Annotated in this window: 28 protein-coding genes; 14 read left to right on the top strand and 14 right to left on the bottom strand. The window is 64.8% G+C overall.

What is annotated here, in order from left to right; genetic code table 11:
- Positions 1–27 precede the first annotated feature (27 nt).
- On the bottom strand, positions 28–1224 hold the full coding sequence (locus tag GGR23_RS18760) for an MFS transporter (protein WP_183367851.1): 1197 nt from the start codon (positions 1222–1224) through the stop codon (positions 28–30).
- Positions 1225–1338: 114 nt separating this feature from the next.
- Between GGR23_RS18760 and GGR23_RS18755 the strand changes: the two genes are divergently transcribed.
- Positions 1339–2157: an AraC family transcriptional regulator gene (locus tag GGR23_RS18755; RefSeq protein WP_183367850.1), complete on the top strand. Its 819-nt coding sequence runs from the start codon at positions 1339–1341 to the stop codon at positions 2155–2157.
- A gap of 222 nt (positions 2158–2379) precedes the next feature.
- Here GGR23_RS18755 and GGR23_RS18750 read toward each other — a convergent pair whose 3' ends face one another.
- Positions 2380–3546 (bottom strand): serine hydrolase domain-containing protein, encoded by a 1167-nt coding sequence (locus GGR23_RS18750; protein WP_343066704.1) that lies wholly within the window; start codon positions 3544–3546, stop codon positions 2380–2382.
- A gap of 93 nt (positions 3547–3639) precedes the next feature.
- Complete coding sequence (locus GGR23_RS18745) at positions 3640–4689, bottom strand: ornithine cyclodeaminase (protein WP_183367848.1); 1050 nt, start codon at positions 4687–4689, stop codon at positions 3640–3642.
- A gap of 130 nt (positions 4690–4819) precedes the next feature.
- Here GGR23_RS18745 and GGR23_RS18740 point away from each other — a divergent pair, with 130 nt between their 5' ends.
- The 5 genes from GGR23_RS18740 (at position 4820) to GGR23_RS18720 (ending at position 8382) form a co-directional block, all read left to right on the top strand.
- Positions 4820–5278, top strand: coding sequence for an Lrp/AsnC family transcriptional regulator (locus tag GGR23_RS18740; RefSeq protein ID WP_183367847.1), 459 nt, complete (start codon positions 4820–4822; stop codon positions 5276–5278).
- Between the two features lie 113 nt (positions 5279–5391).
- On the top strand, positions 5392–6828 hold the full coding sequence (locus GGR23_RS18735; RefSeq protein ID WP_183367846.1) for a sensor domain-containing diguanylate cyclase: 1437 nt from the start codon (positions 5392–5394) through the stop codon (positions 6826–6828).
- Between the two features lie 24 nt (positions 6829–6852).
- Positions 6853–7068, top strand: coding sequence for a hypothetical protein (locus tag GGR23_RS18730; RefSeq protein ID WP_183367845.1), 216 nt, complete (start codon positions 6853–6855; stop codon positions 7066–7068).
- 44 nt (positions 7069–7112) lie between these two features.
- Positions 7113–7979 carry a cytochrome c oxidase assembly protein gene (locus GGR23_RS18725; protein WP_246365850.1) on the top strand — a complete coding sequence of 289 codons (867 nt, stop codon included), beginning with the start codon at positions 7113–7115 and terminating at the stop codon, positions 7977–7979.
- On the top strand, positions 7960–8382 hold the full coding sequence (locus tag GGR23_RS18720) for a c-type cytochrome (protein ID WP_343066703.1): 423 nt from the start codon (positions 7960–7962) through the stop codon (positions 8380–8382). Before GGR23_RS18725 ends, GGR23_RS18720 begins: the two co-directional genes overlap by 20 nt.
- Positions 8383–8392: 10 nt before the next feature.
- On the opposite strand, the gene GGR23_RS18715 is transcribed toward GGR23_RS18720, so the two are convergent.
- Positions 8393–9331 carry a cytochrome c gene (locus GGR23_RS18715; RefSeq protein WP_246365848.1) on the bottom strand — a complete coding sequence of 313 codons (939 nt, stop codon included), beginning with the start codon at positions 9329–9331 and terminating at the stop codon, positions 8393–8395.
- Between the two features lie 237 nt (positions 9332–9568).
- Between GGR23_RS18715 and GGR23_RS18710 the strand changes: the two genes are divergently transcribed.
- Both GGR23_RS18710 and GGR23_RS18705 read left to right on the top strand, forming a co-directional pair.
- Complete coding sequence (locus GGR23_RS18710; RefSeq protein ID WP_183367843.1) at positions 9569–9874, top strand: hypothetical protein; 306 nt, start codon at positions 9569–9571, stop codon at positions 9872–9874.
- A 162-nt stretch (positions 9875–10036) separates the two neighbouring features.
- Entirely contained in the window at positions 10037–11698 is a 1662-nt protein-coding gene (locus tag GGR23_RS18705; RefSeq protein ID WP_183367842.1) for a putative bifunctional diguanylate cyclase/phosphodiesterase, read from the top strand.
- Between the two features lie 30 nt (positions 11699–11728).
- Here the strand turns inward: GGR23_RS18705 and GGR23_RS18700 are convergent, their stop codons facing one another.
- Complete coding sequence (locus tag GGR23_RS18700) at positions 11729–12154, bottom strand: helix-turn-helix domain-containing protein (protein WP_183367841.1); 426 nt, start codon at positions 12152–12154, stop codon at positions 11729–11731.
- A 68-nt stretch (positions 12155–12222) separates the two neighbouring features.
- On the opposite strand from GGR23_RS18700, the gene GGR23_RS18695 reads away from it, so the two are divergent.
- Positions 12223–13461, top strand: coding sequence for an MFS transporter (locus tag GGR23_RS18695; RefSeq protein ID WP_183367840.1), 1239 nt, complete (start codon positions 12223–12225; stop codon positions 13459–13461).
- Positions 13462–13476: 15 nt separating this feature from the next.
- Here the strand turns inward: GGR23_RS18695 and GGR23_RS18690 are convergent, their stop codons facing one another.
- The 8 genes from GGR23_RS18690 to gstA form a co-directional block, all read right to left on the bottom strand.
- The gene (locus tag GGR23_RS18690; RefSeq protein ID WP_183367839.1) at positions 13477–14208 is read right to left on the bottom strand and encodes a FadR/GntR family transcriptional regulator; all 732 of its coding nucleotides are present in this window, start codon (positions 14206–14208) and stop codon (positions 13477–13479) included.
- Positions 14205–15185, bottom strand: a complete 981-nt coding sequence (gene yjfF, locus GGR23_RS18685; RefSeq protein WP_183367838.1) for a galactofuranose ABC transporter, permease protein YjfF — start codon at positions 15183–15185, stop codon at positions 14205–14207. Before yjfF ends, GGR23_RS18690 begins: the two co-directional genes overlap by 4 nt.
- The gene (locus GGR23_RS18680; RefSeq protein ID WP_183367837.1) at positions 15182–16189 is read right to left on the bottom strand and encodes an ABC transporter permease; all 1008 of its coding nucleotides are present in this window, start codon (positions 16187–16189) and stop codon (positions 15182–15184) included. The genes yjfF and GGR23_RS18680 overlap by 4 nt, the downstream gene beginning before the upstream one ends.
- A complete protein-coding gene (locus GGR23_RS18675; protein WP_183367836.1) occupies positions 16186–17706 on the bottom strand; it encodes a sugar ABC transporter ATP-binding protein in 1521 nt (506 codons plus the stop codon). The genes GGR23_RS18680 and GGR23_RS18675 overlap by 4 nt, the downstream gene beginning before the upstream one ends.
- A 113-nt stretch (positions 17707–17819) precedes the next feature.
- Entirely contained in the window at positions 17820–18782 is a 963-nt protein-coding gene (gene ytfQ, locus GGR23_RS18670; protein ID WP_183367835.1) for a galactofuranose ABC transporter, galactofuranose-binding protein YtfQ, read from the bottom strand.
- Between the two features lie 173 nt (positions 18783–18955).
- On the bottom strand, positions 18956–19216 hold the full coding sequence (locus GGR23_RS18665; RefSeq protein ID WP_183367834.1) for a tautomerase family protein: 261 nt from the start codon (positions 19214–19216) through the stop codon (positions 18956–18958).
- A 1-nt stretch (position 19217) separates the two neighbouring features.
- Entirely contained in the window at positions 19218–19607 is a 390-nt protein-coding gene (locus tag GGR23_RS18660; protein WP_183367833.1) for a nuclear transport factor 2 family protein, read from the bottom strand.
- The gene (gene gstA, locus GGR23_RS18655) at positions 19604–20209 is read right to left on the bottom strand and encodes a glutathione transferase GstA (RefSeq protein ID WP_183367832.1); all 606 of its coding nucleotides are present in this window, start codon (positions 20207–20209) and stop codon (positions 19604–19606) included. Before gstA ends, GGR23_RS18660 begins: the two co-directional genes overlap by 4 nt.
- Before the next feature lie 124 nt (positions 20210–20333).
- Between gstA and GGR23_RS18650 the strand changes: the two genes are divergently transcribed.
- The 5 genes from GGR23_RS18650 to GGR23_RS18635 all read left to right on the top strand — a co-directional run bounded on the left by GGR23_RS18650 (position 20334) and on the right by GGR23_RS18635 (position 24494).
- Positions 20334–20729, top strand: a complete 396-nt coding sequence (locus tag GGR23_RS18650) for a winged helix-turn-helix transcriptional regulator (protein WP_183367831.1) — start codon at positions 20334–20336, stop codon at positions 20727–20729.
- 214 nt (positions 20730–20943) lie between these two features.
- Complete coding sequence (locus GGR23_RS18645; protein WP_183367830.1) at positions 20944–21150, top strand: hypothetical protein; 207 nt, start codon at positions 20944–20946, stop codon at positions 21148–21150.
- Between the two features lie 268 nt (positions 21151–21418).
- Positions 21419–22384: an ABC transporter transmembrane domain-containing protein gene (locus GGR23_RS23295; RefSeq protein WP_246365846.1), complete on the top strand. Its 966-nt coding sequence runs from the start codon at positions 21419–21421 to the stop codon at positions 22382–22384.
- Positions 22273–23154 carry an ATP-binding cassette domain-containing protein gene (locus GGR23_RS23290; RefSeq protein ID WP_246365875.1) on the top strand — a complete coding sequence of 294 codons (882 nt, stop codon included), beginning with the start codon at positions 22273–22275 and terminating at the stop codon, positions 23152–23154. Before GGR23_RS23295 ends, GGR23_RS23290 begins: the two co-directional genes overlap by 112 nt.
- Positions 23151–24494 carry an HlyD family type I secretion periplasmic adaptor subunit gene (locus GGR23_RS18635; protein ID WP_183367829.1) on the top strand — a complete coding sequence of 448 codons (1344 nt, stop codon included), beginning with the start codon at positions 23151–23153 and terminating at the stop codon, positions 24492–24494. Before GGR23_RS23290 ends, GGR23_RS18635 begins: the two co-directional genes overlap by 4 nt.
- 26 nt (positions 24495–24520) lie before the next feature.
- Here GGR23_RS18635 and GGR23_RS18630 read toward each other — a convergent pair whose 3' ends face one another.
- Entirely contained in the window at positions 24521–25705 is a 1185-nt protein-coding gene (locus tag GGR23_RS18630; protein ID WP_246365844.1) for a type 1 periplasmic-binding domain-containing protein, read from the bottom strand.
- Positions 25706–25722: the final 17 nt, after the last annotated feature.

Below are 25722 nucleotides of genomic sequence, written 5' to 3'. Positions count from 1 at the left end.
GAATGGCGCCTTTGCGGATCCGCCGCCTCAGGCGTGATCCGGTATCCGGGGAAGGAAGATGGTGAGCAGGCCAAGCAGAGGCAAGAAGGAAACCACCGCATAGACCGTCTCGATGCCCTGGCGGTCCGCAAGGACGCCCAGCACTGCCGCGCCGATACCGCCAAAGCCGAAGGCGAAGCCGAAGAACATGCCGGCGATCAATCCGACGCGGCCCGGCACGAGCTCCTGCGCGAAGACCACGATGGCCGAGAAGGCGGACGAGAAGATGAAGCCGATCACGATCACCAGCACCGTCGTCCAGAACAGATTGGCATAGGGCAGCAGCAGCGCGAAGGGAATGACGCCGAGGATGGAGAACCAGATGACGGCGCGGGCGCCGTAGCGGTCGCCGATCGGTCCGCCGAGGAACACGCCCGCGGCCGAAGCGCCAAGAAACAGGAACAGCATCATCTGCGCGCTCTGCACGTCCACGCCGAACTTCTCGATGGCATAGAAGGTGAAATAGCTGGAAAGGCTTGCGAGATAGGCGTTCTTCGTCGCCGTCAGCACGACCAGGATGGCCAGTGTCCAGATGACCCGATTGCGGGCGAGTGGCAGGGTGCGGCTTGCCGGCTTCCGGCCGGCGGCCGAACGACGGTGACGCACGTACCACACGCTGACCCAGGAAAGAACCGCAAAGCCGGTGAGCGCGATGAGCGTGAACCAGCCGAGGCTGCGCTGGCCATGCGGGATGACGATGAAGGCTGCAAGCAGCGGGCCGATGGCCGTTCCCGTGTTGCCGCCCACCTGGAAGAAGGACTGGGCCAGCCCGTGCCGCCCGCCCGAGGCAAGACGCGCCACGCGCGAGGCCTCCGGATGGAAGATGGCCGAGCCGATGCCGATGAGGCAGGCGCCGAGCACGAGGAAGGGGAAGCTTCCCGCATAGGCCAGCGTAAAGAGGCCGGTCGCCGTCGATACCATCGCCACCGGCAGCGAGAAGGGCATGGGCCAGCGGTCGGTGATGACGCCCACCGCCGGCTGCAGCAGCGACGCCGTTACCTGGAAGGCGAAGGTCAGCAGCCCGATCTGGACGAAATCGAGCGCATAATTGTCCTTGAGCAGCGGATAGAGGGACGTCAGAAGCGACTGCATGATGTCGTTCAGCATGTGACAGAAGCTGGCGGCGAGGATGACCGAAAAGGCCGTGCGCTCGACGTTGACACCGGTTCCCGTGATGCTGGCCATGATGCCTCTCCCGTTCATGCCTGATGGCGGCGCGCAGCGCCGAGGGGATGTCATACAAGTGTTGCCGATGGCCCGCTTTTGTGCTCTGGTCGACTTCCTTCGCGAGTGGGCCAGATGCGCAATTTAGATTTCATCAAGAACGATCACGCGACCGCGGACGAGCAGCATTTCAGAAGCCTGCGATGGATCGAAGGCGCCAACGAACCGGTCGTGGCCCTCGGTCGCCTCTATCCGGCGGGCCTGCGCGTGCCGGAACACCAGCACAGCCGCACGCAACTCTGGTTCGCCCGCCGGGGTGTGGTGCTCGTCACCACGGCGACAGGCCGCTGGATGATTCCCCCCGGCCATGCTCTGGTCATACCCGCCCGTCTCGATCATGCGACCGAGATGGTCAGCGATGTGGAGATGCATTCGATCTATGTGGATGCGGGGGCCGAGGGGGCGAAGGGCCCGCGGGTTGTGGAGGTCACGATGCTGGCGCGCAGTCTCATCGAGGAGCTGGTGCGGGTCGAGGAAAAGCCGCTTTCGGAACGGCGGCAGCTTCTGGTCATGGAGCTCCTTCTCGACGAGCTGGCCTGCCTGCCGGAAAGACCGCTCGGACTGCCTTTTCCGTCCGAGGCACGGCTCGCCGCCCTGTGCCGGGCCTTTCTCAAGGCGCCTTCGGCTTCGGCCAGCATCGATGGCTGGGCGCAGGCGCTCGGCATGAGCCGTCGCTCCTTCACCCGTCATTTCCGCCAGGAAACCGGAGTAAGCTTCGTGACCTGGCGTCAGCAGGCATGCATCTTCGCCTCGCTGCCGCGGCTCGCGGACGGGCAGGCCGTGACCTCCGTCGCGCTCGATGCGGGCTATGAGAACATTTCGGCCTTCACCACCATGTTCCGGCGGATGCTGGGGAGTTCCCCGAGCTCCTACCTGCGCGCCCGGGGTGGCTGACCGACGCCGCCGGGGCATGCCGCGGCCATCTGTTGCAAAGATGTATCGTCCTCACATTAATCGACGGGATCACCACCCAAGCGAGCATTATTTACTCCCTGCAGTTGACCTTCGTCGCCTATTACCATCCCCAGGGATGTGCGGACCCGAAGCAGGAAAGCGCCCCGGCTTCCCGTCATGCGAGGATGGAGCCGGGGCCTTCTCTTTTTCAGCACCCCATGTCTAGCGCGCCCGGTCGCGGATTGCCCGAATGGCTGCCAGCGCCCGGCGTGTTGCCGCCGGATTGACGAAATCCGGCCAGCTCGACAGCTTCACGGCGACGAAATCCGCCTCGAGATCGATGTAGATCAGCTGTCCGAAAACGCCCCGGCACAAAAGGACCTGCCTTCCGGCTTCCTCCACCCAGAACTGGTTGCGATAGGCGCCCTGCGGCAGCACCACGCGCGATTCGGCATTGAAGAGGGCCGGATCGCCCCTCAGGCAATCCTCGATCCAGGCAGCGGGAACGACCTGTCTGTCCCCGGCCCGACCGCGCCGCGCCACCATCAGCCCGAAGCGGCCGAGATCCCTGAGCGTGGCATTGAAGCCGCCGTCCGCCAGGGCATAACCGCTCGGGTCGACGGTAAAGGACGCATCGCTTTCCGCGCCCATCGGTGCCCAGACATGGCGCGAGACCAGCTCGGCGAGCGGCAGCCCGCTTGCCCGCTCCATGGCGAAGGCCAGCACATCCGTCTCGATGGAGCGATAGCGAAACGAGGAACCATGTGCGCACTCCGTTTCCCCCAGGGACAGGACGAGGTCGAAAACGGTCCCCGGCCACTCCGGATGCCGGCGCGGCTTCCAGCCGGCCGCGGCGTCGAGACGCGCGCAATGGGATTGAGGCGCGGTGTAATCCTCCTCGAAGACCACACCGCTCGTCATGTCCAGAACGTGGCGGATCGTGGCGCCGGCATAGGCGGTGGAGGCAAGCTCGGGCAGATGCCGGGTGAGGGCATCTTCCGGGTCCAGAACTCCCTCGGCGACGAGACATCCCGCCACGGCAGAGGTCACGGATTTCGAGACCGACTGGACAAGCTGCGGGGTGCGTGGGCTCATGTGGTTGTCGTAGATCTCGGCGGTCACGGCGCCGCCTTCGATCACCAGGAAACCGTCCGTATGGCTCGTTTCAAGCCAGTTCCCCACGGTATCTTCTTCGCCATCGAGGGAGAAGGCGACGGTAGCGAGGGTCTCGTGACGGGCGGGCAGGGCGCTGGCATGCCCGAGGCCTCGCGCCACGTTCACGGTCGGCACCAGTTCGCGCACATGCTGGAAGGCCCAGCGATTGAAGGGACCCCGGTCCCAGTTGTCCGCCGTCAGCCCCTGAGGGCGACCATGAAAACCCTTCTCCACGCGTGTTCCTCCCATACCGTTGCCCGGTGTCGCGAACGCGAGCTTAGGAGAGAATGACGCCCGATGCACGCGGCCTCCGGTTGAAGCGGATACTCAGCCCTTGGCCCGCAGCAGCATGCCGAACAGGTCGCGCGGATCGTCGGGATCGGCCAGCAGGTCGAGTTCGAGGAACAGGTCCGTCCCCTTCAGGCGGTTGCGGACATAGCGCAGGGCAGAGAAATCCTCGATGGCAAAGCCGACGCTGTCGAAAAGCGTGATCTGGTTGGTGTCGCGGCGTCCTTCGGAGAGGCCGGTAATCACCCGCCACAGTTCCGTGACCGGGTAATCGGGATCCATCTGCTGGATCTCGCCTTCGATGCGGGTCTGGGGCGGATATTCCACGAAGGTGTCGGACCGCAGGAGAATGTCGCGGTGAAGCTCGGTCTTGCCGGGGCAATCGCCGCCGATGGCATTGATGTGAATGCCGCGCCCGATCATGTTGTCGGTGAGGATCGTCGCGAACTGCTTGTCGGCGGTGCAGGTGGTGACGATCTGCGCGCCTTCGATGGCCTCCTCGGCACTCCGGCAGGCCACGACCCGCAGCCCGCTGTCGGCGAGGTTGCGGACGGCCTTTTCCGTTGCGCGGAAGTCGATATCGTAGAAGCGGACCTCCTCGATGCCGACGACGACCTTCATCGCCAGCGCCTGGAATTCCGACTGCGCGCCGCTGCCGATCATCGCCATCACGCGGGAGTTCTTCGGCGCCAGGTGCCGCGCCGCCATGGCCGAGGTCGCTGCCGTGCGCAGCGCGGTGAGCAGCGTCATCTCGCTCAGCAGGACCGGATAGCCTGTCGAAACTTCCGCCAGCAGACCGAAGGCGGTGACCGTCTGCAGGCCCTGAGACATGTTCTTCGGGTGGCCGTTCACATACTTGAAGCCGTAGGTCTCGTGATCGGAGGTGGGCATCAGCTCGATCACGCCTTCGGGCGAATGGGAGGCGACGCGGGGCGTCTTGTCGAAGCTTTCCCAGCGGCGGAAATCGTCCTCGATCGCATCGGTCAGCTCGGCCAGCATGGTTTCGATGCCGACATGATGGACGAGGTGCATCATGTTTTCGACACTCACGAACGGCACGAGAGCTTTCTTCGAGGGCTGCAGCAGCACGGGCGGGCCTTCCTTTTTCCGAATTGTAGCGAGGCGCTCAGGCTAGCAGGCCACATGGTCTGGCTGAAATCGCAAAAGAGTGCTAATTTCGGCCAGCTTTTGCCAGATTTGACCAATCGGACTGAACACTATGCCCAGCAATGTCAGGGAAGCCACCATCGCAAAATACATTCCCGACGATCTCGATCGGCGGATCATCGCCCATCTGAGAGCCGACGGGCGCGCCTCGCTGGCAAAGCTATCGGAGGCGCTGGGCGTGGCCCGCGGCACGGTGCAGAACCGCCTGGAGCGGCTTTTCGAGACGGGTACGCTCCTGGGCTTCACGGTACGGGTGCGGGACGATTACGACGGCCAGACCGTGCGGGCGGTGATGATGATCGAAGTGACAGGCAAGTCGACCACGCAGGTGATCCGCAAGCTGCGCGGCATGCCGGAAATCCACTCTCTCCACACGACGAACGGCAACTGGGACCTGATTGCCGATATCCGGGCGGCCAGCCTGTCCGATTTCGACCGCGTGCTGCGCGAGGTGCGCATGGTGGACGGGGTGGCCAACAGCGAAACCAGCCTGATGCTGTCGAGCGTCTGACCGGGCAGGCCATGCGGCCCGGAAGAGCGCACCGAACAGGCTTTGCATTTGCCGCTTCGATGCGTCTAATGTGTAGCAACTATCCAACATCATCATATGCAGCGCGAATCCTCATGGCATCCTCCCTCAACTCGGACATCTTCGATCTTTCGCCCATCGCCATGTGGATCGAGGATTTCAGCGAGGTGAGGGCACTGTTCGAGCGCTGGCGCTCCGAGGGCGTGACCGACATCCGGCGTTTCCTCGGCGAGGACGTGGCCCGGGTTGCCGAATGCTCCGCCCGGATCCGCCTGCTGGCCGTCAACCGCAAGACGCTCGAACTTTTCGAGGCAGCCGACATCGACGCGTTGCGCGCGGGCCTCGACAGGGTCTTCCGCGACGACATGCTGGACAATCACATTCACGAGCTCGCCGAACTCTTCGACGGCAGCCGGAGCTTCTCCAGCACGACGGTAAACTACACGCTTTCGGGAAGGCGGCTGGACATCCAGCTGCGCGGCACGGTGATGCCGGGGCACGAGGAAACCCTCGAGCGGGTGCTGCTGACGACGGAAGACATCACCGAACGGGAAAATGCCCGGCGCGCCGAAGAGGAGCAGCGGCGGCTCGCCGAAGGAATCTTCGAACATTCTCCCGTCTCTCTCTGGATCGAGGATTTCAGCCGGGTGAAGGCGCTGATCGATGGCATAAGGCAGCGCGGCATCCTGGATTTCCGGACCTTCATGGATGTCCACCCCGAATTCGTCCGTCAATGCATGAGCGAGATCCGGGTGATCGACGTCAACAAGGCGACGCTCGATCTTTTCGGTGCTCCGGATCGCATGACGCTGCTCATGCGGCTCGGCGATGTGTTCCGCGGAGAGATGGAAAAGCCCTTCCGGGAACAGTTGCTCGACCTCTGGAACGGTGTTCTCTCCCACCACCGGGAGGTGATCAACTATGCGCTCGACGGCGGGGAAAGGCATCTCCTGCTGCACTTCTCCGTCTTTCCCGGTCACGAGGCGGACTGGTCCCGCGTGCAGGTCGCCCTGACCGACATTACCGCCCGCAAGAAGGCAGAGGCCTATCTGGAATATCTGGGCAAGCACGATGTCCTCACCAAGCTTTACAACCGCGCCTTCTATGTGGAGGAGGTGAACCGGCTGGAGCGCAGCGCCCTGCGGCCGGTTTCGGCAATCATCATCGATCTCAACGGGTTGAAGGATGTCAACGATCGGCTGGGCCACGCGGCCGGGGACGGGCTTCTCCAGAGGCTGGGGGAGATCCTGAACGGCGCCGTCTCCGCGCCGAACCACGCTGCCCGCATCGGCGGCGACGAATTTGCGATCCTGATGCCCGGTGCCGACGAAAAGGCCGTCGTTACCCTGCTCGACACGATCGGCGAACTGCTCAAGATCAACAACCAGTTCTATTCCAGCTGCCCGCTCAGCCTTTCGAGCGGCTATGCCACCAGCGCGGCGGGAGAAACCATCGAGTCGGTCATAAGGCGGGCCGATGCCGCCATGTACGAGCACAAGAAGGCGCATTACGAGGCCCTTCGGCTCGGCTGAAACGGTGCCCTGCGCTTGAGGCGAATGGCCCCGCCCGACAGCTGCTCGCTCGGGCGCAGCCGCATCAGCAGCAAACGCGGTTCCTCCGCAATGCAGATCTCTGCCCGCTTTGCCGGCAGGACCGAGGGGCGCATGCCCCGCTTCATCGGACGGCTGTCCTGTATCGTCGGACTGGCCTTCGCCTTTGCCATGGCCCTTCAGGGAGCAGCCGCCTGGCTGCTGGATCCATGCCTGCGCTAGCGGCGGGCCGCCGCCACGGCCCCGTCCCTGCCGCCGCCGTTTTCATGGTTTTGTCGGCCGCCTGGCCGGCGGCAGCCCATGGCGGTTCGGCACATAGGGCCGAGTTCGGCTGGACGCTCGATCCATGGGTGGTGGTGCCGCTGCTGGTTGTCTCCGGCCTTTCCATCGCCGGCGCCGCACGGCTATACCGCCGGGCAAGGCGGGGGCGCGTGCAGCTTCACGGACGCGTCACCTGCCTCTGCCTCGGCCTTCTCTGCGTTGCGGGCGCCCTCCTCTCGCCGCTGCACGCCATCGGCGAGGCGCTCTTCACCGCGCACATGATCGAACATGAGATCGTCATGGCCGTCGCAGCCCCGCTGATCGTGCTGGCAAGACCGCTCGGCATCCTGCTTTTCGCTCTGCCGCGCCACATCCGGCATCGGGCGGGACGGGCATTCCGCCAGCCGAAGCCGCTCGCCCTGTGGCGGATCGTCAGCAATGGCGGCGTTGCCACCCTGCTTCACGGCGCTGTTATCTGGATGTGGCATCTGCCTGCCCTTTTCGATCCCGTGGTGGAGACGCTTCTGCTGCACCGCCTGCAACATGCGACCTTTCTTCTGACCGCCCTCCTGTTCTGGTGGGCGGTGCTGTGGAAAGCGGCACGGGGCGTGGCCGCATGGCACCTCTTCACCACCATGATGCATACCAGCCTGCTGGGCGCGTTGATCGCGCTTTCGCCCGTGGTCCTCTATCCCGTGCAGACCCGCCTTGCGCCCGAATTCGGCCTCACGCCGCTCGAGGACCAGCAGATGGCCGGCATGCTGATGTGGGTGCCGGCGGGAACGGTCTATGCGGCTGCCGCGCTATATCTCATCGCCGCATGGATCAGGTCGTCGGGAAAGGAGATGCACCGTGAAGCAAGTCCGCTTTGATCATCCCGGACTGGCGGGCCTCTCCGGCCTGGGGATCGGGATTTTTCTCGCCGTCGCCGCGGGATATGCCGTCAACGGCTGGCGCAACGCCGACGACCGGCGCATCGAGGCCGAGGCGATGACCGGCGGCGTCGCCGCGCGCGCACCGGCGCTTCTCCGACGCTACGGGTGCAGCGGCTGTCACGAGATATCGGGGATCCCCGGCGCCGACGGCAGGGTCGGCGGCTCGCTCGACGGCCTGCGCGAGCGGGTCTTCATCGCCGGCGTGCTGCCGAACTCGCCCGACAATCTCCTGCGCTGGATCGTGAACCCGGAACGCCAGGACCCCCGCACCGCCATGCCGTCGACGGGAATAGGCCCGGCAGAGGCCCGGGACGTTGCAGCCTATCTCTACAGCCGCTGAGCCTCCGCCGTCAGGGTTTCGGCGTCTCGCGCGCCGGCAGGGACTTGATGTAGCGCGCGATGGCCACGAGATCGTCGCGGGGCAGCCCCCGAAGATTGACCACCACATCGGCCATGGACGATCCCACCCTTCCATGGCCGGGTGTCTGGCCGGTCTGCATCATCCGCACCAGATCCTCCTCGGACCAGGCCCCGATCCGGCCCGGCGTGATGTTCGGCACGAAGCCCGTATCCTCCGGATCCGGGCCGCCGGCAAAGCGGGTAGCCTTGCTGACCGCGCCGAAGACATTGCGGCTGGAATGGCACTCGGCGCAGTGAAGCAGCGTTTCCGACAGATAACCGCCCCGGTCGTGCACCGGTTCTCCCGTCATCGTCGCCTTCGACTGCCGCTCCCGGAAGAACGCCAGTTTCCAGAGGCCGATCGCCCGGCGGATGCGGAAGATCGCCGGCAGGTCGTGGTCGGGCGCCCTGCCGGAAACGGGCGGAAGCGTCTTCATGTAGGCATAGAGGTCGGCAATGTCCTGCACCTTCATGGCCGTGTATCCGATGTAGGGAAAGACGGGATAATAGTGTTCGCCGGCGGGCGAAACGCCGCTGACCAGGGCATTGCCGAATGCCTCCGGCGACCAGCGCCCGATGCCGTCGGCGGGATGGGGCGAGATGTTCGGCGCCCGGAACGTTCCGTAAGGCGACGCGATCGCAATGCCACCGCCGAGTTTCAGCCGGTCGGGCTGGCCGGGCGATGCGTGACAGGAGGCGCATTGTCCCGCGAGAAACACCAGCTTTCCCCTCTCCGGATCGCCGGAGGGAAGGGTAGCACCGCCTTCTTCGAAAAAGACGGTCGGCGCCGAGAGAAACCACCCCGCCGCCACCGCACACGCCATGGCCAGCCCGGCCGCAACGAGGCCGATCGTCATGGCGGATCGCGAAGTGGAGGCAAAGTGGCGCATGTTTCTTCTTTCCCGAAGCCAGCCGTTTCACCATCAACAGGGCAGGTGCAGGTGGAGTTCCGCTGTCGGAAAACGGCAGGCGGTGCCAGCCCTGCCGCAAGGACTTCCCGCCGCAGCACCCCTGCCCCGCAACGGCCGGTGCACCCAACTTGGCTGTTGTCTTTGCGATTGGCCGGGTTGACCAAGCGGGTCCGGGGCGCGACACTTCCCTTCAGCAGGACAAGAGGAGGAACCGTGATGGATCAACCCGACCGCTGGCGCCACATGCCGAGTGCGCCGAAAGATGGCAGCCGCATCCTCGTCACCATCCGCCCGTCGGAACAGGGCCCGGCCGAGGTCGACCTGGCCTACTGGTCCAATGGCGACCGCTTCGGCGGAGAAGGCTGGCGCTCCTCGGACTCCTCCCCGGGCCGCATCATCGCCTATGCCGAACCGGAACTGAAATGCTGGATGCCCCTGCCCACCGCCAACCTCGACCGCACCTCCCTGCCCTCACCATGGGAAGGCAAGGATGCCCGGGAACTCGACGGCTCGGGTATCTGATTCCGCGAATACAGGTCTGGTCTGCGTCGCTTTCGCCCACGACAGCATGAACTTGCGTCCGGGCGTTCATGCTTTTGCAAGCAGCCGGTCATAGACTGTGGAAATCATTTGCGGTGGATGCCCAGTTTGAAGCGGTCTTCGATCAACAGCCGGAATGCAGCAATGTCGGTTCGGAGATTTGCCGAAGCAACCGACCTCTCTCTCATCGTCATCAACGGCGAAGGCGACATCGAGTTTGTCAACCAGTCCGCCTGCGATCTCTTCGGCCACACGCGGGAGGAGATGATCGGCCAGCCGATCACCATCATCATTCCCGAACGCATGCGCGGCGCCCATATGGCGGGTCTCGCCCGGGTCGCCTCCGGCGAGAAGCCCAGTCTCGGGGGCAAGGCCGTCGAGGTTTTTGCGGTGAAGAAGGACGGAAGCGAATTTCCGATCGAGATCACCCTCTCCGTCTGGAGAGGACCGGCCGGCTTTGCGGCGGGAGCCGTCATCAAGGACATCACGGAGCGGCGCGAGCGGGATGCGAAGCTGATGCGCCTTGCCTCCCAGGATGCGCTGACGGGGCTTCACAACCGGCACCAGTTTACCAACCTCGTGGGCGAGAGCCTGGCCGCGGGGCCGTCCGCCACGGTGATGCTGTTCGATCTCGACGGCTTCAAGGAGGTCAACGATACCTATGGGCACAGCGTCGGCGACACGCTGCTGCAGGCGGTTGCGGTGCGCCTTTCGCACATTTCCGGCCCAGACTGGGCGCTTGCCCGTTTCGGCGGAGACGAATTCGCCTTCCTTGTACCGGCAGTGGGCGATCCAACCCATTGGCAGAAGGAAGGCGAGCGGGTGATCGAAGCCTTTCGCAAGCCCTTCCACCTCGGCGGCCTGGTGCTCGATCTCTCCGCCAGCGTCGGCGTTGCCACCGGTCCGCAGGATGGCGCAGAGGCGGAGGAGCTGATTGCCAGTGCCGATTTCGCGCTCTACCGGGCCAAGGCGGCCGGAGGGTATTACTGCCGCCTGTTCGACCCCGGCATGCGGGACGAGGCGCAGGCCCGGCGGACGATGCGCGACGAGCTGCGCCAGGCCCTGCGCAACGGCGAGCTGGAACTCCACTATCAGCCACAGGTGCAGCTTGCGACGGGCCGCATCTACGGCTTCGAAGCGCTGATCCGCTGGAACGACCCGCAACGCGGCCTGCTTCCCCCGGGCCTCTTCCTGCCCGCGCTGGAACAAAGCGCCCTGGCGCTCGACATCGGCTGGTGGACGCTCGACGAGGCGTGCCGGGTCATTGCCCGCCTGAACGCGGGTGGCTCGGACCTGCGCATGAGCGTCAATCTCTTTCCCATCCAGTTCCGCGCGCTCAATCTTTGCGACAAGGTTTCCGAAGCCCTGAGGAAACATGGCGTACCGCCCGAGCATCTCGAGCTTGAAATCACCGAAGAGGTTGCGCTGGGGGACGAACGCTCGCTGCACACCCTCACGGAGCTGCGCGACATGGGCGTCGGTGTCGCCTTTGACGATTTCGGAACCGGATATGCCTCGCTGCTGTCGCTTCAGCGCTACCCGCTGACCACCCTGAAGATCGACCGCGGCTTCATCCGCGATCTGGACAACAGCCCACAGGATGCCGCCATCACCCGCGCGCTGATCGGCATGAGCCACGATCTCGGCCTTCAGACCATTGCCGAAGGCATCGAGACGGAAGCGCAGGAAGCCGCGCTCATCGCCATGGGCTGCCCCTTCGGACAGGGCTTCCGCTACGGAAGGGCCGTTCCCGAATCGGAGCTCGACGCCTTGCTCCGGCTGCCGGTCCTGCGCGAAACGGCCTGAGCGCCGCTGCCGGCACAACCGTTCCCTACCCTATCCGGCTGAAAAGGGCCTGACGGTCCTGCCTGCCGGCATTCCCGCCTCCCCAAGCAGCCGGCGGAAGGTGGGACACTCCATGTGCGAGGGCGCGGGGCAATCCGCGATATGGCGCAGCATGTCGGAAAGCGCAGCCAGTTCGCGGATCTGCGCATCGATTTCCTCTGCCTTTCGATGCAGCATCGCCCGCGGCAGATCCGGCATTCCGTTGGCGCCGAACATGCCGCCGATATCCTTCAGCGAAAAACCGGCACTCTTCGCCATGGCGATGAGCTTGAGCTGCAGCAACACTTCCGGCGGAAACTGCCGGCGCAGGCCGCGCCGGGAGACCGAGGAAATGAGTCCAGCCTCCTCGTAATATCTGAGCGCCGAGGGCGCGATGCCGCTGAGGGCGGAGACTTCGCCGATATCGAGAAACTTCATGCTTGACCTCAAGTCGACTTGAAGTGGCAGCATGCGCGTGAAATCGACGAACCACAAGAGGTCTCCCCATGAAATCCGCAACCACGACTGTCCCTCCCCTGCGGCGACGCGCGGCAAGCGCGAGTCTCGCGCTTTCCATGCTGCTCGCCTCGCTCGGCACGAGCATTGCAAATGTTGCCCTGCCGTCGCTTGCGGCCGCCTTCGACGCCCCCTTCTCCGAGGTGCGCGCCGTTGTCGTTTCCTATCTCGCCGCGCTGACGGTTGCCGTCGTTCTGGCGGGCAGGATCGGCGACCGATACGGCCTGCGGGCGGGCATCGCGGGCGGAGCCGCGCTTTTCGCGGCCGCGGCGGCACTGGCGGCGCTGGCGCCGGACCTCGTCTGGCTGACCGCCGCCCGTTTTGCGCAGGGCCTCGGCGCCGCGTTCCTGATGGCCCTGTCGATGGCGCTGATGCGGAAGCTCGCAAGACCGGAAGAGATCGGAAAAGCGATGGGCCTGCTCGGCACCATTTCCGCCCTGGGCACCGCGCTCGGCCCGGCGCTCGGCGGCCTCATGATACCGGCGTGGGGATGGCAGAGCATCTTCTGGATCCAGGTGCCGCTCGCATCCGCCGCCCTGATCCTGACCCTGACCACGCTGCCGAAGGACGGTGCCGAGGAGCGGCGTACCTCCCTGAGCCTGCGTGCCGTGCTGGATGCGAGCCTGCTGCCCGCCCTGGCCGTCAACCTACTGGTTGCCGCGGTCATGATGACGACGCTGGTGGTCGCGCCCTTCTATCTCGCGCTGGGGCTGGGCCTCGACGAGACCCGGACCGGCCTGATGATGGCGGTGGGACCGGCGATTTCCATCGCGAGCGGCGTGCCGTCGGGCCGGCTGGTGGATGCGTTCGGCGCCAGGCGCGTGCTGGCGGCGGGCCTCGGCCTCCTCGCGGCGGGCGCCTTCATGCTGTCGGTGCTGCCGAACGCCATCGGCGCGGCGGGCTACCTGCTGGCGATCGCCGTGCTCACGCCCGGATATCAGCTCTTTCAGGCCGCCAACAACACCACGGCGCTTGCCGATGTTCCCCCTGCCAGCCGCGGCACCGTTTCCGGTCTGCTCAGCTTCTCCCGCAACCTCGGCCTGATCGGCGGTGCGTCCTGCATGGGGCTCATGTTCAGCCTGGGCACCGGCACGGATGATCTCGCCCATGCGGCACCGGCCGCCATTGCCCGCGGGATGAGGGTGACCTTTGCGGCCGCAGGCGTGCTGGTTATGCTTGCCTGGGGCATAGACCGCTTCGCGAAGCGCCGTCGCGCGGCAGAGGCGTGAGCCCCGGCGCGCGTCTCAGACGCCCGCCTTCTCCTCGTCTATGGCGATGGTTGCGAGCATGGCGGAGTGGGCGGCTTCGGGCTCGCCCCTTTCGACTGCGGAGACCAGCGTGCGGTGAGCGGCGATGATCTCCTCCAGATCGTGCGGACCGGCGTCCTCCACCAGCGGCCTGTAGGCGAAGGCATGCGAGAGTTCGATGACGCCGATGAAGCTGCGCATGAAGGGGTTTTGCGATGCATCCGCTATGATGCGGTGCAGCTCGAAATCCGCCAGCGCGAAGTTCTGGATTTCGGAGGCGGAGGTTTCCATCTGCCGCACCCAGTATTGCATGAGGCGGAGATGATCGGCCGTCCGGCGCTGGGCGGCACGGGCAGCAGCGGCGGGTTCGACCACCCGTCGCATTTCCCTCAGGCCCGCCAGAAACTCGCGTTCCAGCGGCTGTCCGAAATGCCAGGCCAGCACCTGCGGATCGTAGAGGTTCCAGCGCGTGCGCTTGGCGACCTTGGTGCCGACCTTCGGCCGTGCCTCGAGCAGACCCTTGGCCTCCAGCGTCTTCAGGGCTTCGCGCAGCACCGTGCGGGAGACGTCGAATTCGGCCATGAGTGCCGCATCGTTCGGCAGGGTGCTCCCCACGGGGAAGCGGCCATTGATGACGCCGGCGCCGATCTCGTTGATCACGTAGGAATGGAAATTCCGTGCCGTTGTTCGCCCGGCAAGGGAGCGAAGGAGGCTCCCCGGTTCGCTCATGCAGGGCCTTTCCTCAGGTGCGCAGGCCCGTTTTGCCGATTGAAAACCAGGTTCTGCAGAAGAATGAACATGAAGAGCAGGAACCCGATCGCGATTTTCGTCCACCAGCTCGAAAGAGTGCCGTCGAAAACGATGAAAGTCTGGACCAGACCCTGCAGCATCACACCGATCAGCGTGCCGAAAATGAACCCGTAGCCCCCCGTCAGCAGCGTTCCGCCTATCACCACGGCGGCAATCGAGTCAAGTTCGATGCCGACCGCCGCCAGCGGGTAGCCGGCCGAGGTGTAGAGCGAATAGATGATGCCCGAAAGACCGCCCAGAAAGGACGACAGCGCGTAGATGGCAACCGTCGTCCGGCCGGTCGGCACGCCCATCAGCGCCGCGGAAACCGGATTGCCGCCGATGGCATAGACATAGGAGCCGAAGCGGGTCTTGTGCGCGACGAGCCCGAAGATGGCGAAGACGGCCAGCATCGTCAGCCCGATGGCGCTCAGCCGCCCGCCGCCTGGAAGCTTGATGTAGAGCGAGGACACCGTGCGGTAGAACTCGTGGTCGATCGGGATGCTGTCCTGCGTCAGCACCGAGGCAAGGCCGCGGGCGAGAAACATGCCGGCAAGCGTCACGATGAAGGGCGGCACCCGGAGGAAGTGGATGACGGCGCCCATCACGGCACCGAACAGGGCCGCGAGCGCAAGCACGAGCGGAAAGACCACGAGGGGGTGCAGGCCGAGGCGGGTGATGAGGATGGCGGTGACCACGCCGGTGAGCCCGATGACCGCCCCGACGGAAAGGTCGATGCCGCCCGAGATGATGACGAAGGTCGCGCCGACGGCGGCGACGCCGAGAAAGGCATTGTCGGTGAGGAAATTGCCGAGCACGCGCGTCGACCACATGCCGGGATACTGGCTGACGCAGAGCGCGTAGGCGACGATGAAGATCAGCGTTGTGGCCATCAGCGGCCGGTAGCGCGCATTCATGGCGTCTTCCTCCCGAGGGGATTCTTGGTGCGGATCGCGGCCACGATTTCGCCGAGCCGGGCCGATTGCAGGATGAGGATGATCATGATCACGCCGGCCTTGACGATCAGGTTGAATTCCGGGGGAAAGCCGGAGACGAGGATGCCGGTGTTCATCGCCTGGATGATGATGGCGCCGAGAACAGACAGCGGAATGGAGAAGCGCCCGCCGAGCAGCGAGGTGCCGCCGATGACCACCGCGAGGATGGCGTCCAGTTCCAGCCACAGGCCGGCATTGTTGGCATCGGCCCCGCGAATGTCGGCCGCCGCGATGATGCCGGCGACGCCCGCGCAGAAGCCGCCGAAGGCATAGATGGCGAGGATCAGCGACCGGCTTCTCAGACCCGTGTAGGTCGCGGCAGAGCGGTTCGTTCCGATCGCCTCGATGAAGAGGCCCATGGCCGTCCGCCGCACGAAGAGATGCGCGCCGAGCATCAGAAGAAGGGCGATCACCGCGGGCATCGGCAAGCCGAGCAGCGAGCCCGTGCCGATGAAGATGAGTGCGGGATCGGAGAAGGTGACGATGGACCCTTCGGTGATGAGCTGCGCGAGACCCCGCCCCGCCACCATCAGCACCAGCGTCGCGACGAAGGGCTGGATGCCGAGGAAGGCGATCAGCAGGCCGTTCCACAGGCCGCAGGCAATGGCGACGGCAAGGGCGGCGGCGAGCGTGACGACCAGCGGATGGCCCGCCACGGTGAAGGTGGCGGCAACTGCGCCCGCCACCGCCATGACGGCACCCACGGAAAGATCCACGCCCCGGGTCGCGATGATCGGCGTCATGCCGATGGCAAGGATCGCCACCGGCGCGCCGCGGTTGATCACGTCGATCAGGCTCCCGAAGAGGCGTCCGTCCTTCCACGTCACGTCGAAGAAGCCGGGAAACACCATCCAGTTGATGAGGAGAACACCCGCCAGCGCGATGACCTGGTGGCTGAAGAGATGGGAAAGGCTCTGGGCTCTCATTGTTCTGCCTCGGCATGATGGCTGGCGATGGTCTCGACGATGCGGGCCACGTTGATGTCGGCGCCATGCAGTTCGGCAGCGATGGCCCGGTCGCGCATGACGACGACGCGGGACGAATAGCTCACCACCTCGTCGAGCTCGGAGGAGATGACGACGAGCGCCAGCCCGTCCTCCCTGAGCCGGCTGATGACGCGGACGATTTCCGCATGCGCCCCGACATCGATGCCACGGGTCGGCTCGTCGAGAATGAGGAAGCGCGGATCGGTGGCAAGCCAGCGCGCCAGGATCACCTTCTGCTGGTTGCCGCCGGAGAGGAGCTTGACCGGCAGCTCGGCGGAGGCGGTGCGAATGTCGAGTGCTTCTATGTAGTTTCCGGCGATTTCCATCTGCTCGTCCCGCGTCAGCGCGCGGAACCAGCCGAGCCGGGCCTGCATGGCCATGACGATGTTTTCGCGGACGGAGAGATCGCCGAAGATGCCGTCGAGCTTGCGGTCCTCGGGGCAGAAGCCGAAGCCGAGCGCGACGGCATCCCGAGGAGAGCGGATCGTCGCATCGCGCCCGTCGACGGCGATCCGTCCGCTGTCGGCGGTATCGATGCCGAACAGCAGGCGGGCCATTTCCGTCCGGCCGGAGCCGAGCAGCCCGGCAACGCCGATGACCTCGCCCCGGTGGATGTCGAGATTGATCGGTTCCACGCGGCCCTTGAGGCCATAGTCGCGGAGAGAGACAAGCGTCTCGCCCACTTCCGATTCCTCGGCGAGGATCTCCCCGTGGTGGAGCGCGAGATCCTTGCCGAGCATCATCTTGACCACCTCGGTCCGGTTGATGTCGGATATCGCCCGCGTGCCGATCAACTGGCCGTTGCGAAGCACGGTGACCCGGTCGCTGAGGGCAAAGACCTGATCGAGGAAATGGGTGATGAAGACGATGGCAAGACCGCGCGCCTTCAGCCGTCGCACGATGTCGAAGAGCTTCTCGACCTCGGCCGCATCGAGACTCGCCGTCGGCTCGTCGAGGATCAGCACCTTGCCCGACAGCGCGACGGCGCGGGCGATGGCGACGATCTGCTGCACGGCGACGGAAAAGGTCGAGAGATCCGCCCGCACATCGATATCGAGGCCGTAGCCGGAAAGAACCGCCCTCGCCTCGCGCTCCATGCGCTTGCGGTCCACGAGACCGAAACGGCGCGGCTGGCGGCCGATATAGAGATTGTCCATCACCGTCATGTTCGGCAGCAGGTTCACCTCCTGGTAAACCGTGCCGATGCCGAGCGCCTGCGCCTGCAGCGGCGTCGCGAAGGAGACCTCCTCGCCATCGAGCCTGATCGTTCCCTGGTCGAGGGAATAGGCGCCGGTGAGTATCTTGATGAGTGTGGATTTGCCGGCGCCGTTCTCGCCGAGAAGAGCATGGACCTCGCCGGCCTGAAAGGCGATGTCGACATTCTTCAGGGCGGCATGGCTGCCGAAGGTCTTGGTGATGCCGGTGGCCTGGAGCACCGCGCGCTGATCGTTCGTCATTCGCCTGTCGTCCCCCCACGCCAAAGCCGGTCGATCCTAGCCGGAATGGTTACAGGTTAGAAGCTTCAAAAAGCCCCCGCCGGCGAACCGGCAGGGGCTTTCCCGGGAGGACATCAGTAGCCGAGGCCCTTGCGGGCTTCATACTCGCCCTGCGGATTGTCGGCAGGCGTGTAGAGCTTGGATTCCGTGATGATGAACTTCTCCGGCTGCTTGCCGTCCTTCTTGAAGGCTTCCAGCGCATCGAAGGCAGGGCCGGCCATGTTCGGCGTCAGTTCCACCGTTGCATTGGCCTCGCCGGCCGCCATAGCCGCGAAGATATCCGGCACGGCATCGATGGAGACGACGAGAATGTCCTTGCCCGGCTTCAGGCCGGCATCCTTGATCGCCTGGATGCCGCCCACGGCCATGTCGTCGTTATGGGCATACATGGCGCAGATGTCCTTGCCGCCGTTTTCGGCCTTCAGGAAACCTTCCATCACTTCCTTGCCCTTGGCGCGGGTGAAATCCCCCGTCTGGCTGCGGGCGATGGTGATGTTCGAATGGCCGGAAATGGCCTCCTCGAAGCCCTTCTTGCGGTTGATCGCCGGCGTGGAGCCGACCGTGCCCTGAAGCTCGACCACCTTGCAGGGCTTGTCGCCCACGGTCTTGACCAGCCATTCGCCGGCAACGCGGCCTTCCTTGACCTGATCGGATGCAACCGAGGTGAGGTAGAGATCCTGCGGGGCCTCGACGCCGCGGTCGAGCAGCACCACGGGGATTTCCGCTTCCTTGGCTTCGCCGAGCACTTCCTCCCAGCCGGTCGCGACGACGGGCGCGACGAGGATTGCATCGACGCCCTGCGCGATGAAGCCGCGGATGGCCTTGATCTGGTTTTCCTGCTTCTGCTGCGCGTCGGCGAATTTCAGGGTGATGCCGCGCTTTTCGGCCTCCTGCTTGGTGACCGAGGTTTCCGCCGCGCGCCAGCCGGATTCGGAGCCGATCTGCGAGAATCCGACGGTCATGCCGGCGGCCATGGCTGCCGTAGAGACGAGTGTTGCCACACCTGCGCAAAGCGCAAGTTTGAAGATCCTGTTCATGATTTCCTCCCATTGAGCGGCCACCACCTCCAATGGCGGCCGACACAATTCATTCATCATTCACGGCTCGCTGTAAAGGGCAAAAGTAATATTATATATGCTGCAATGCAGCATTCAACGCGGCCGGTACCCGGCGCGGCACCGGTGCCGTCACGCAAAAAGACCGGCGCGGGTCACGCGCCGGCCTGAGGGCGGGAAAAGGACGGCAGATTACCCGCCGTCCGCCACCTTCTTCGCAAGGAGGCCCGGTATTCGAGCACCGGCAACCCGCCGATGCCCCAGTCCTCCGGTTCCACCTCGTCGATGACGACGAAAGTGGTGGCGGGGTTCTTGTTCAGCACCCTGACCAGCAGGTCGGTCACGCCGGCAACGAGGTCTGCCTTTGCTTCGGGAGTTACCCCCTCGCGCGTGATCTTGATGTTGACATAGGGCATGTCACGCCTCCGTTTCGGTGTAGTGAAAGACCTTCGAAATCACCTGCCAGCGGTCATCGATGAAGATCAGCGTCAGGAAGTCGATGAAATCCCGGCTGCCGATGCTGCACCGGAGATTGACCCTGGCGGTCACGGGACCGGCAAACTCGATCGAGACGATCTCGTCGCGCCGTGCCTCCCCGCGGGATGCCGGGGATGGACGATGGTCCACCACATCGAAGTAGGTTTCCATGTCGCGATGGAGCAGGCTTCCGTCCGTGACGCAGACATACTGCGCCATGGGATGGAAAACCCGGCGCAGGCGCCGCGTATCGGAATGGTGGAGCCCGTCGAAATAGGTCTGCACCACCTCGATCACGGCCCCGAAGGCCTGGGTGTTGCCGGCGCTCATGCCAGTCCCTCGGCGCGAAGCGAGGCCTGCACGCTCGGACGTTCCGCAACGCGCTGCATGAAGCCGGAGAGTTTCGGCCAGGCGGAAAGGTCGATTCCGGTGAAATTGGCCCAGTTGGCGACGACGAAGGCATAGGCATCGGCAACCGTGAAATCGCTGCCCGTCAGATAGGAACGCCCGTCGCCCAGACGGCTTTCCAGCCAGTCCAGCTTCGCCGATACCGCCTTGCGCGCCGCCGCCTTGCTCGCCTCGTCCGACGCGGGATTGAAGAGCGGTCCGAAGGCCACATGCAGTTCCGTACCGGTGAAGTTGAGGACTTCCAGGAGGCGGGCACGCGCCATGCCGCCCGGTTCCGGCGCCAGGTCCCTTCGGCCTTTCCGGTCGGCGATGAACTGAAGGATGGCCGGGCCCTCGGTGAGCACCTCGCCCTCCAGTTCCAGCGCGGGAACCTTTCCCTTCGGATTGATGCGCAAATAATCCGCGCCCGAGGCCGTGCGCCGGCTGGCGGTATCGACGGATTCGAGGGCGAAGCGCTCGCCGACCTCGTTGAGGATGATGTGGGAGGCCAGCGAGCAGGCGCCGGGCTTGTAGTAAAGCTTCATGGTGAGCTCCTCTGTTGTGGTTTGCAGAGGCACGCTAGCCGCATGGTCACCTTAAGTAACGTGGAAACTTGAAGTAAGCTTCAGAATGAGGTATCCCTGCGGTAACCACCGAAAGGAGCCGCCGATGCCCCTCAAGCGCCGCAAGAACAGAACGCCGACGCCTCTCTGCCCGCTTTCGGAATGCATGGCGGTGCTGGGCGGCGCCTGGACGCCGAACATCATCTGGTATCTGTCCGAAGGTCCGCGCCGCTTTTCCGAATTGCGCTCGGACATCCCTCTCGTATCCGCCAAGGTGCTGACCCAGCGCCTGCGGGAGCTGGAGGACAGGGGCGTCATTGCCCGCAACGTCATGCCCACATCCCCGCCATCGGTCGAGTACGTCCTGACGGAACATGGCGCCGAGTTCCTCCCTGCGATCCGGGCGATCGTCGAGGTCGGGCATCGCCTGAAGCAGAAAAGGAAGCCGGAGGCACCGCCGGCCTCACCCGGCGGCCCCACCGCCGCCCATGCGGCCGGATAGTCGTGAAACGAACCCGGCAGGAACAGCACCAGTAGAACGCAGGATATAAACGAAGGTTTCTCGTTTAGATCCGCTCCACTTCGGCGATTTCCTGCTTAAGTGAAAAGCAACCAAAAAAGGTTGTTGCATTGTTTTGCGCTTTCGACAGTAAACCTTTGCTCATCGATACATGCAACTATGGCCCTCATGGCACTGGCGACCAAGGCAAGCGGGAATGAGTGACGTGAGTACGAACCAGTCTCTGGAAACGGCATCGGCGAAGTGCAGTTGCGGACAGCAGCGCACCGGTCGCTCTGCCACCCGTTGGGCGCATGAACACGCCCGGATCGTCGGGCATGAAGTATCGGTAACCGTCACCTATCGCGTTGCAGCCGTGGCCCATGAGGCCGACCAGCAGCACGAGCTGGTTGCCGTCTCCTGAGGAGGCGCGGTCGCGGTTTCCGCCTGACGACGGGCCCTCGTCCTCCACGCGCCGAGGCACGCACCGCCCTCTTTCTCCTGATCACAGGTCCATAAAAGTCTTCCGCTGACTTTGACCGACGCCTGCGAGTGTTTTATTAGACATCTTCGTTTATATACGATGTTTAATCGTAAATAACGATGTCGCTCGCAATGGCTTTATCCGGAAGATCCCCGCCAGACACTCTGCGCCGTGATCGCCGCCGGTTTTGGGTTGGTACCTGCGTTTCATGTTCAACAATGCGGAAATACGGTCTGTCCTTTCCAACCTCCGGGGATATTACTCGGTCGCGGCGGCGTTCAGTCTGGCGATCAACCTGCTTTATCTGGCGGGGCCGCTCTACATGCTGCAGGTTTACGACCGGGTGATGTCCAGCGGCAGCCTGGTGACGCTGACCATGCTCAGCCTCATCCTTCTGGTGTCTTATGCCGCACTGGTCCTGCTCGACGGCGTGCGGAGCCGCATTCTGAACCGCGCCGGACTTCGCATCGATGCCCTCCTTTCCCGGCGCGTCATGATGGCCGCGCTGGAGCGGCCGGAGCTTCGCAGCCAGCCCATGCGGGATCTCGATACGGTCCGCTTCTTTGCCACGGGTGCGGGTGTGCAGGCGCTCTTCGACGTGCCGTGGATCCCCATCTATCTCATCGTGCTCTTCCTGCTGCATTCGGCGGTGGGCATCTTCGCCCTCTGCGGCATGGCAGCACTGGTGCTGCTCGCGGGCCTCAACGAGGTGGTGCTGAAGCGCAGCCTCAGCCAGTCGGGCGACGCGGCGAACCGCAACTACGCCTTCACCGATGTCAGCATGCGCAATTCCGATTCCGTGCGCGCCATGGGCATGGCCGAAGGGCTTCTCACCCGCTGGTCCGAGGACCGCGACCGCATGCTCCATGCCCAGGTGGTGGCGAGCGACCGCGGCGGCGTGCTCAGCGGAGCGATCAAGTATCTGCGCATGTCGATGCAGTCGATGGTGCTGGCCGTCGGGGCCTATCTAGTCATCGAGCGGCTGGCAGCGGGCGGCATCATGTTCGCCAGCAACATGCTGCTGGGCCGCGCGCTCCAGCCCGTGGAGCAGCTCGTCGGCAACTGGCGGAACTTCGTCAATGCGCGCGATGCGCTGGCCCGCCTGACCCAGCTGCTGGAGAGCGTGCCGGCGGAAAAGCCGGCGCTCACCCTGCCATCCCCCATGGCAGGCTGATCGTCGACAACGTCGCCTTCGTTGCGCCGAACAGCAACAGGCCGATCCTCCAGAAGGTCGGCTTTACCCTGGAGGCCGGCGAGGTTCTCGGCATCATCGGCCCCTCGAGCGCGGGGAAAAGCACGCTGGCCCGCATCCTCATGGGCATCCTGCCTCCCACAGCCGGAACCGTGCGGCTCGACGGCGCGAACATCACCCAGTGGCCGAAGACCCATCTGGGGCGCTATCTCGGTTACCTCCCGCAGGAGGTGGAGCTTTTTCCCGAGAGCGTTGCGGCCAACATATGCCGCTTCGAGCGGGTCGACGACCACCTCGTGATCGAAGCGGCGAAGCTTGCCGGCGTGCACGAGCTCATCCTCCAGCTGCCGCAGGGCTACGACACGATCATCGGGCCCGGTGGCACGCTTCTTTCCGGCGGCTACCGTCAGCGCATCGGACTTGCCCGTGCCGTCTACGGCATGCCGAAATTCGTGCTGCTCGATGAACCCAGTTCCAATCTGGATGCCGTGGGAGACCAGGCGCTCGGCCATGCCATCCATAACCTGCGGGCCAATGGCACGACCGTGATTATCATTTCCCACCGCAGCGGCACCATCGCCTCAGTCGACAAGCTGCTGCTGCTCAAGGACGGGCAGGTCGAGGCCTTCGGCGACCGCCAGTCCATCATGAACCGGTTCGCCGCGCCCACGACGCCGCAGAAGCCCGCGCAGCCCGTCAAGGTCATCAACGTGAAGCCGCCCGCCGCGGCCGGTCAGGGAGGCCAGGCATGAGCACCGCGCTGACCGTTTCCGATGGCACCAGCGGCCGCCAGTGGATCAGCCATCGCCCGCCGGACGATTTCCGCCAGACGGCCCGTTTCGGCTGGGCGGTCATCATTCTCTTCTTCGGGGTGCTCGGCGGCTGGGCCGCCCTTGCCCCGCTCAATGCAGCCGTCATCGGCGACGGCGTGGTGAAGGTCGAAGGCAACCGCAAGAGCATCCAGAATCTCGACGGCGGCACCGTCAAGGACCTTCTGGTGCGCGAAGGCAGCCATGTGCGGGAGGGCGATACGCTGATCATCCTCGACGATGTCCCCGTACGCACGCAGCTCTCGATCCTGCAGCAGCAGGAGGCCCAGCTTTCCGCCGTTCTGGCGCGTCTCACGGCGGAAGCGGAAGGCCGCGGCACCATCTCCTTCCCGTCGAACCTCGCCGGCAAGCGCAACGATGCGATCTCCGCTGCCCTCATCGAGCAGGCGGCGGAGTTCCGCTCGCGCCGCATGGCGCTCGAAAACCGGAAATCCGTGCTCGTGCAGCGGCGCCTTCAGTATGAAAGCCAGATTTCGGGCGTAGCCGCCCAGAAGCTCGCGCTGGAGAGCAAGCTCGTTTCGCTGGACGAGGAGAAGAAATCCGTGGCCGGACTGGTGGAACGAAAGCTCGCCACGCGAAGCCGCCTGAGCGAGCTCGAAAGGGCCTCGACCCAGACCGCCGCGGAGCTCGACGCCCTGAAGACCAACGAGCAGGTGCTGCTCCAGACGAAGACGGAGGTCGAGGCCCAGATCAAGCAGATCGAGACGGACTACCTCGAGGATGTCGCCCAGCAGCTGCGCGACACGCGCATGAAGCTCAACGACGTCACCCCCCGGCTGGATGCCGCCCAGAAGGCGCTCGACAACACCCACATCAAGAGCCCCTATTCCGGCACCGTCGTCGGCCTTTCGGTGTTCAGCGTCGGCGGCGTCATCCGCCCCGGCGAGAAAATGATGGATATCGTTCCCGATGACAGTCCGCTCGATGTCGAGGCGAAGATCCGCGTCGAGGACATCTCGGAAATCCGCCCGGGCATGAAGGCCGAGGTGCACTTCACCTCCTACAAGCAGAAGACCCTGCCGCTGATCCATGGCAGCGTGCGCCAGATTTCCGCCGACCGCTTCACCGACGAGCGTACCCAGATGCCCTATTACACGGCGCTGATCGACGTGGACGAGAAGGAGCTGGCGGATGTTCCGCAGATCGAGCTTTATCCCGGCATGCCGGCCAGCGTCGTCATCACCACCCATGAGCGTTCGGCGCTCGATTATCTGCTCGGGCCGCTCATTCCCTCGCTCGACCGCTCCTTCCGGGAGCGCTGAGGGGCCAGGCCCGGAAGGCAGGCGCCTCAGAGCGTGCTGGGCGCCCGCTGGAAGAACATGTAGGAGCCGTTGGCGATCTTGAAGATGTCGCAGGTGCGGCGCACATGGCCCGCCTTTTCCAGCCGGAACACGCCGAGCGAGCCGGAAAAGCCTTCCGGCGCCATCATCGCCTCGGGGCTGAAGGCCTGTTCTCCCCATCGGTTGACGAGGCCGATGGCCATGGCCATGGCATCGAAGCCGTAGCCGACATCCGTGGAGGCCGGCATGCCGGAATTCGCCAGATAGGACTTGCCGATCCGCGCCTGCACCTCCTGCCCGAACCGGCAGGCAATGCTGCCGGTCAGCTTGGGATGGCTCATGTCGGCCTGCGGCATGCCATCCGCCAGCACGATGCGCCGTCCAGGGCGCGGCGGCTTCTGCTCGTCCGTCCGGCGGATGACATCGCCCGGAGCCTTTACCCCCGGCATGATCACGACCATGTCGACCTTGTTCCAGGCCTCGATGGACCGGCCGGAGACCGAACCGCCGCTGACATCCACAGGAGGCGCAACGCCCGCGCCGAAGGAACGCAGCTCCGCCGAAACCCGCTCTGCGGCAGGCTTTTCTGCCGGCGAGGCATAGAGCACGATGGCCTGGGAAGAGCCCTCGGCCATGGCGAAGGAGGCACCCTCGACCAGACCGTCCGTCTGGCTGGAGAGGAAGGAATGGGCGCTTTCCGGGACGGCGGTGCCGTTCGGCTGGAAGGAGAGGATGGGCACGGGCCGGCCACCCAGACCGGCCTTCACCGTATCGACCTCGGGTCCCCGCGCCGTCGTCAGCATGAAGGAAACACCCTGCCGGCCGAGCGCGGCTGCACCGTCGCTGATGGCGGCAGGCGCTTCGGGCACCTCGCGGACGATCAGCTGCACGGCATCGCCGCCCAGCCGGTTCACCGCAAAGGCCGCACCGCTGCGATAATCGCTGTCGGCCTGGCGCAGGCTCTGGTTCTGGCGCTTGATCGCAAGGAAGCCGACGCGAACCGCGCCGGCTCCGAATGTCTGGTTGGCTGCCTGGGCAGGCTGTTGCGCCGTCGTCGCCGCCGGAACCTTCGAGCCCGAGGAAGCGGGCACGAAGTCCTTGGTCTGGCATCCCGCGAGCAGGAGCCCCAGAACGGGGAACACCCACCTCGCTCCACGAGAAATACCCGTGGAGCCCATTCGTGCGGTTCCCATGCCTGCCTCCATTGCCA

Origin of the sequence: Gellertiella hungarica (assembly GCF_014197145.1) — a bacterium.
Classification (GTDB): Bacteria; Pseudomonadota; Alphaproteobacteria; order Rhizobiales; family Rhizobiaceae; genus Gellertiella; species Gellertiella hungarica.
Note: the sequence above shows the minus strand (reverse complement) of the source record. Positions and strands in the feature narration are given on the sequence as shown.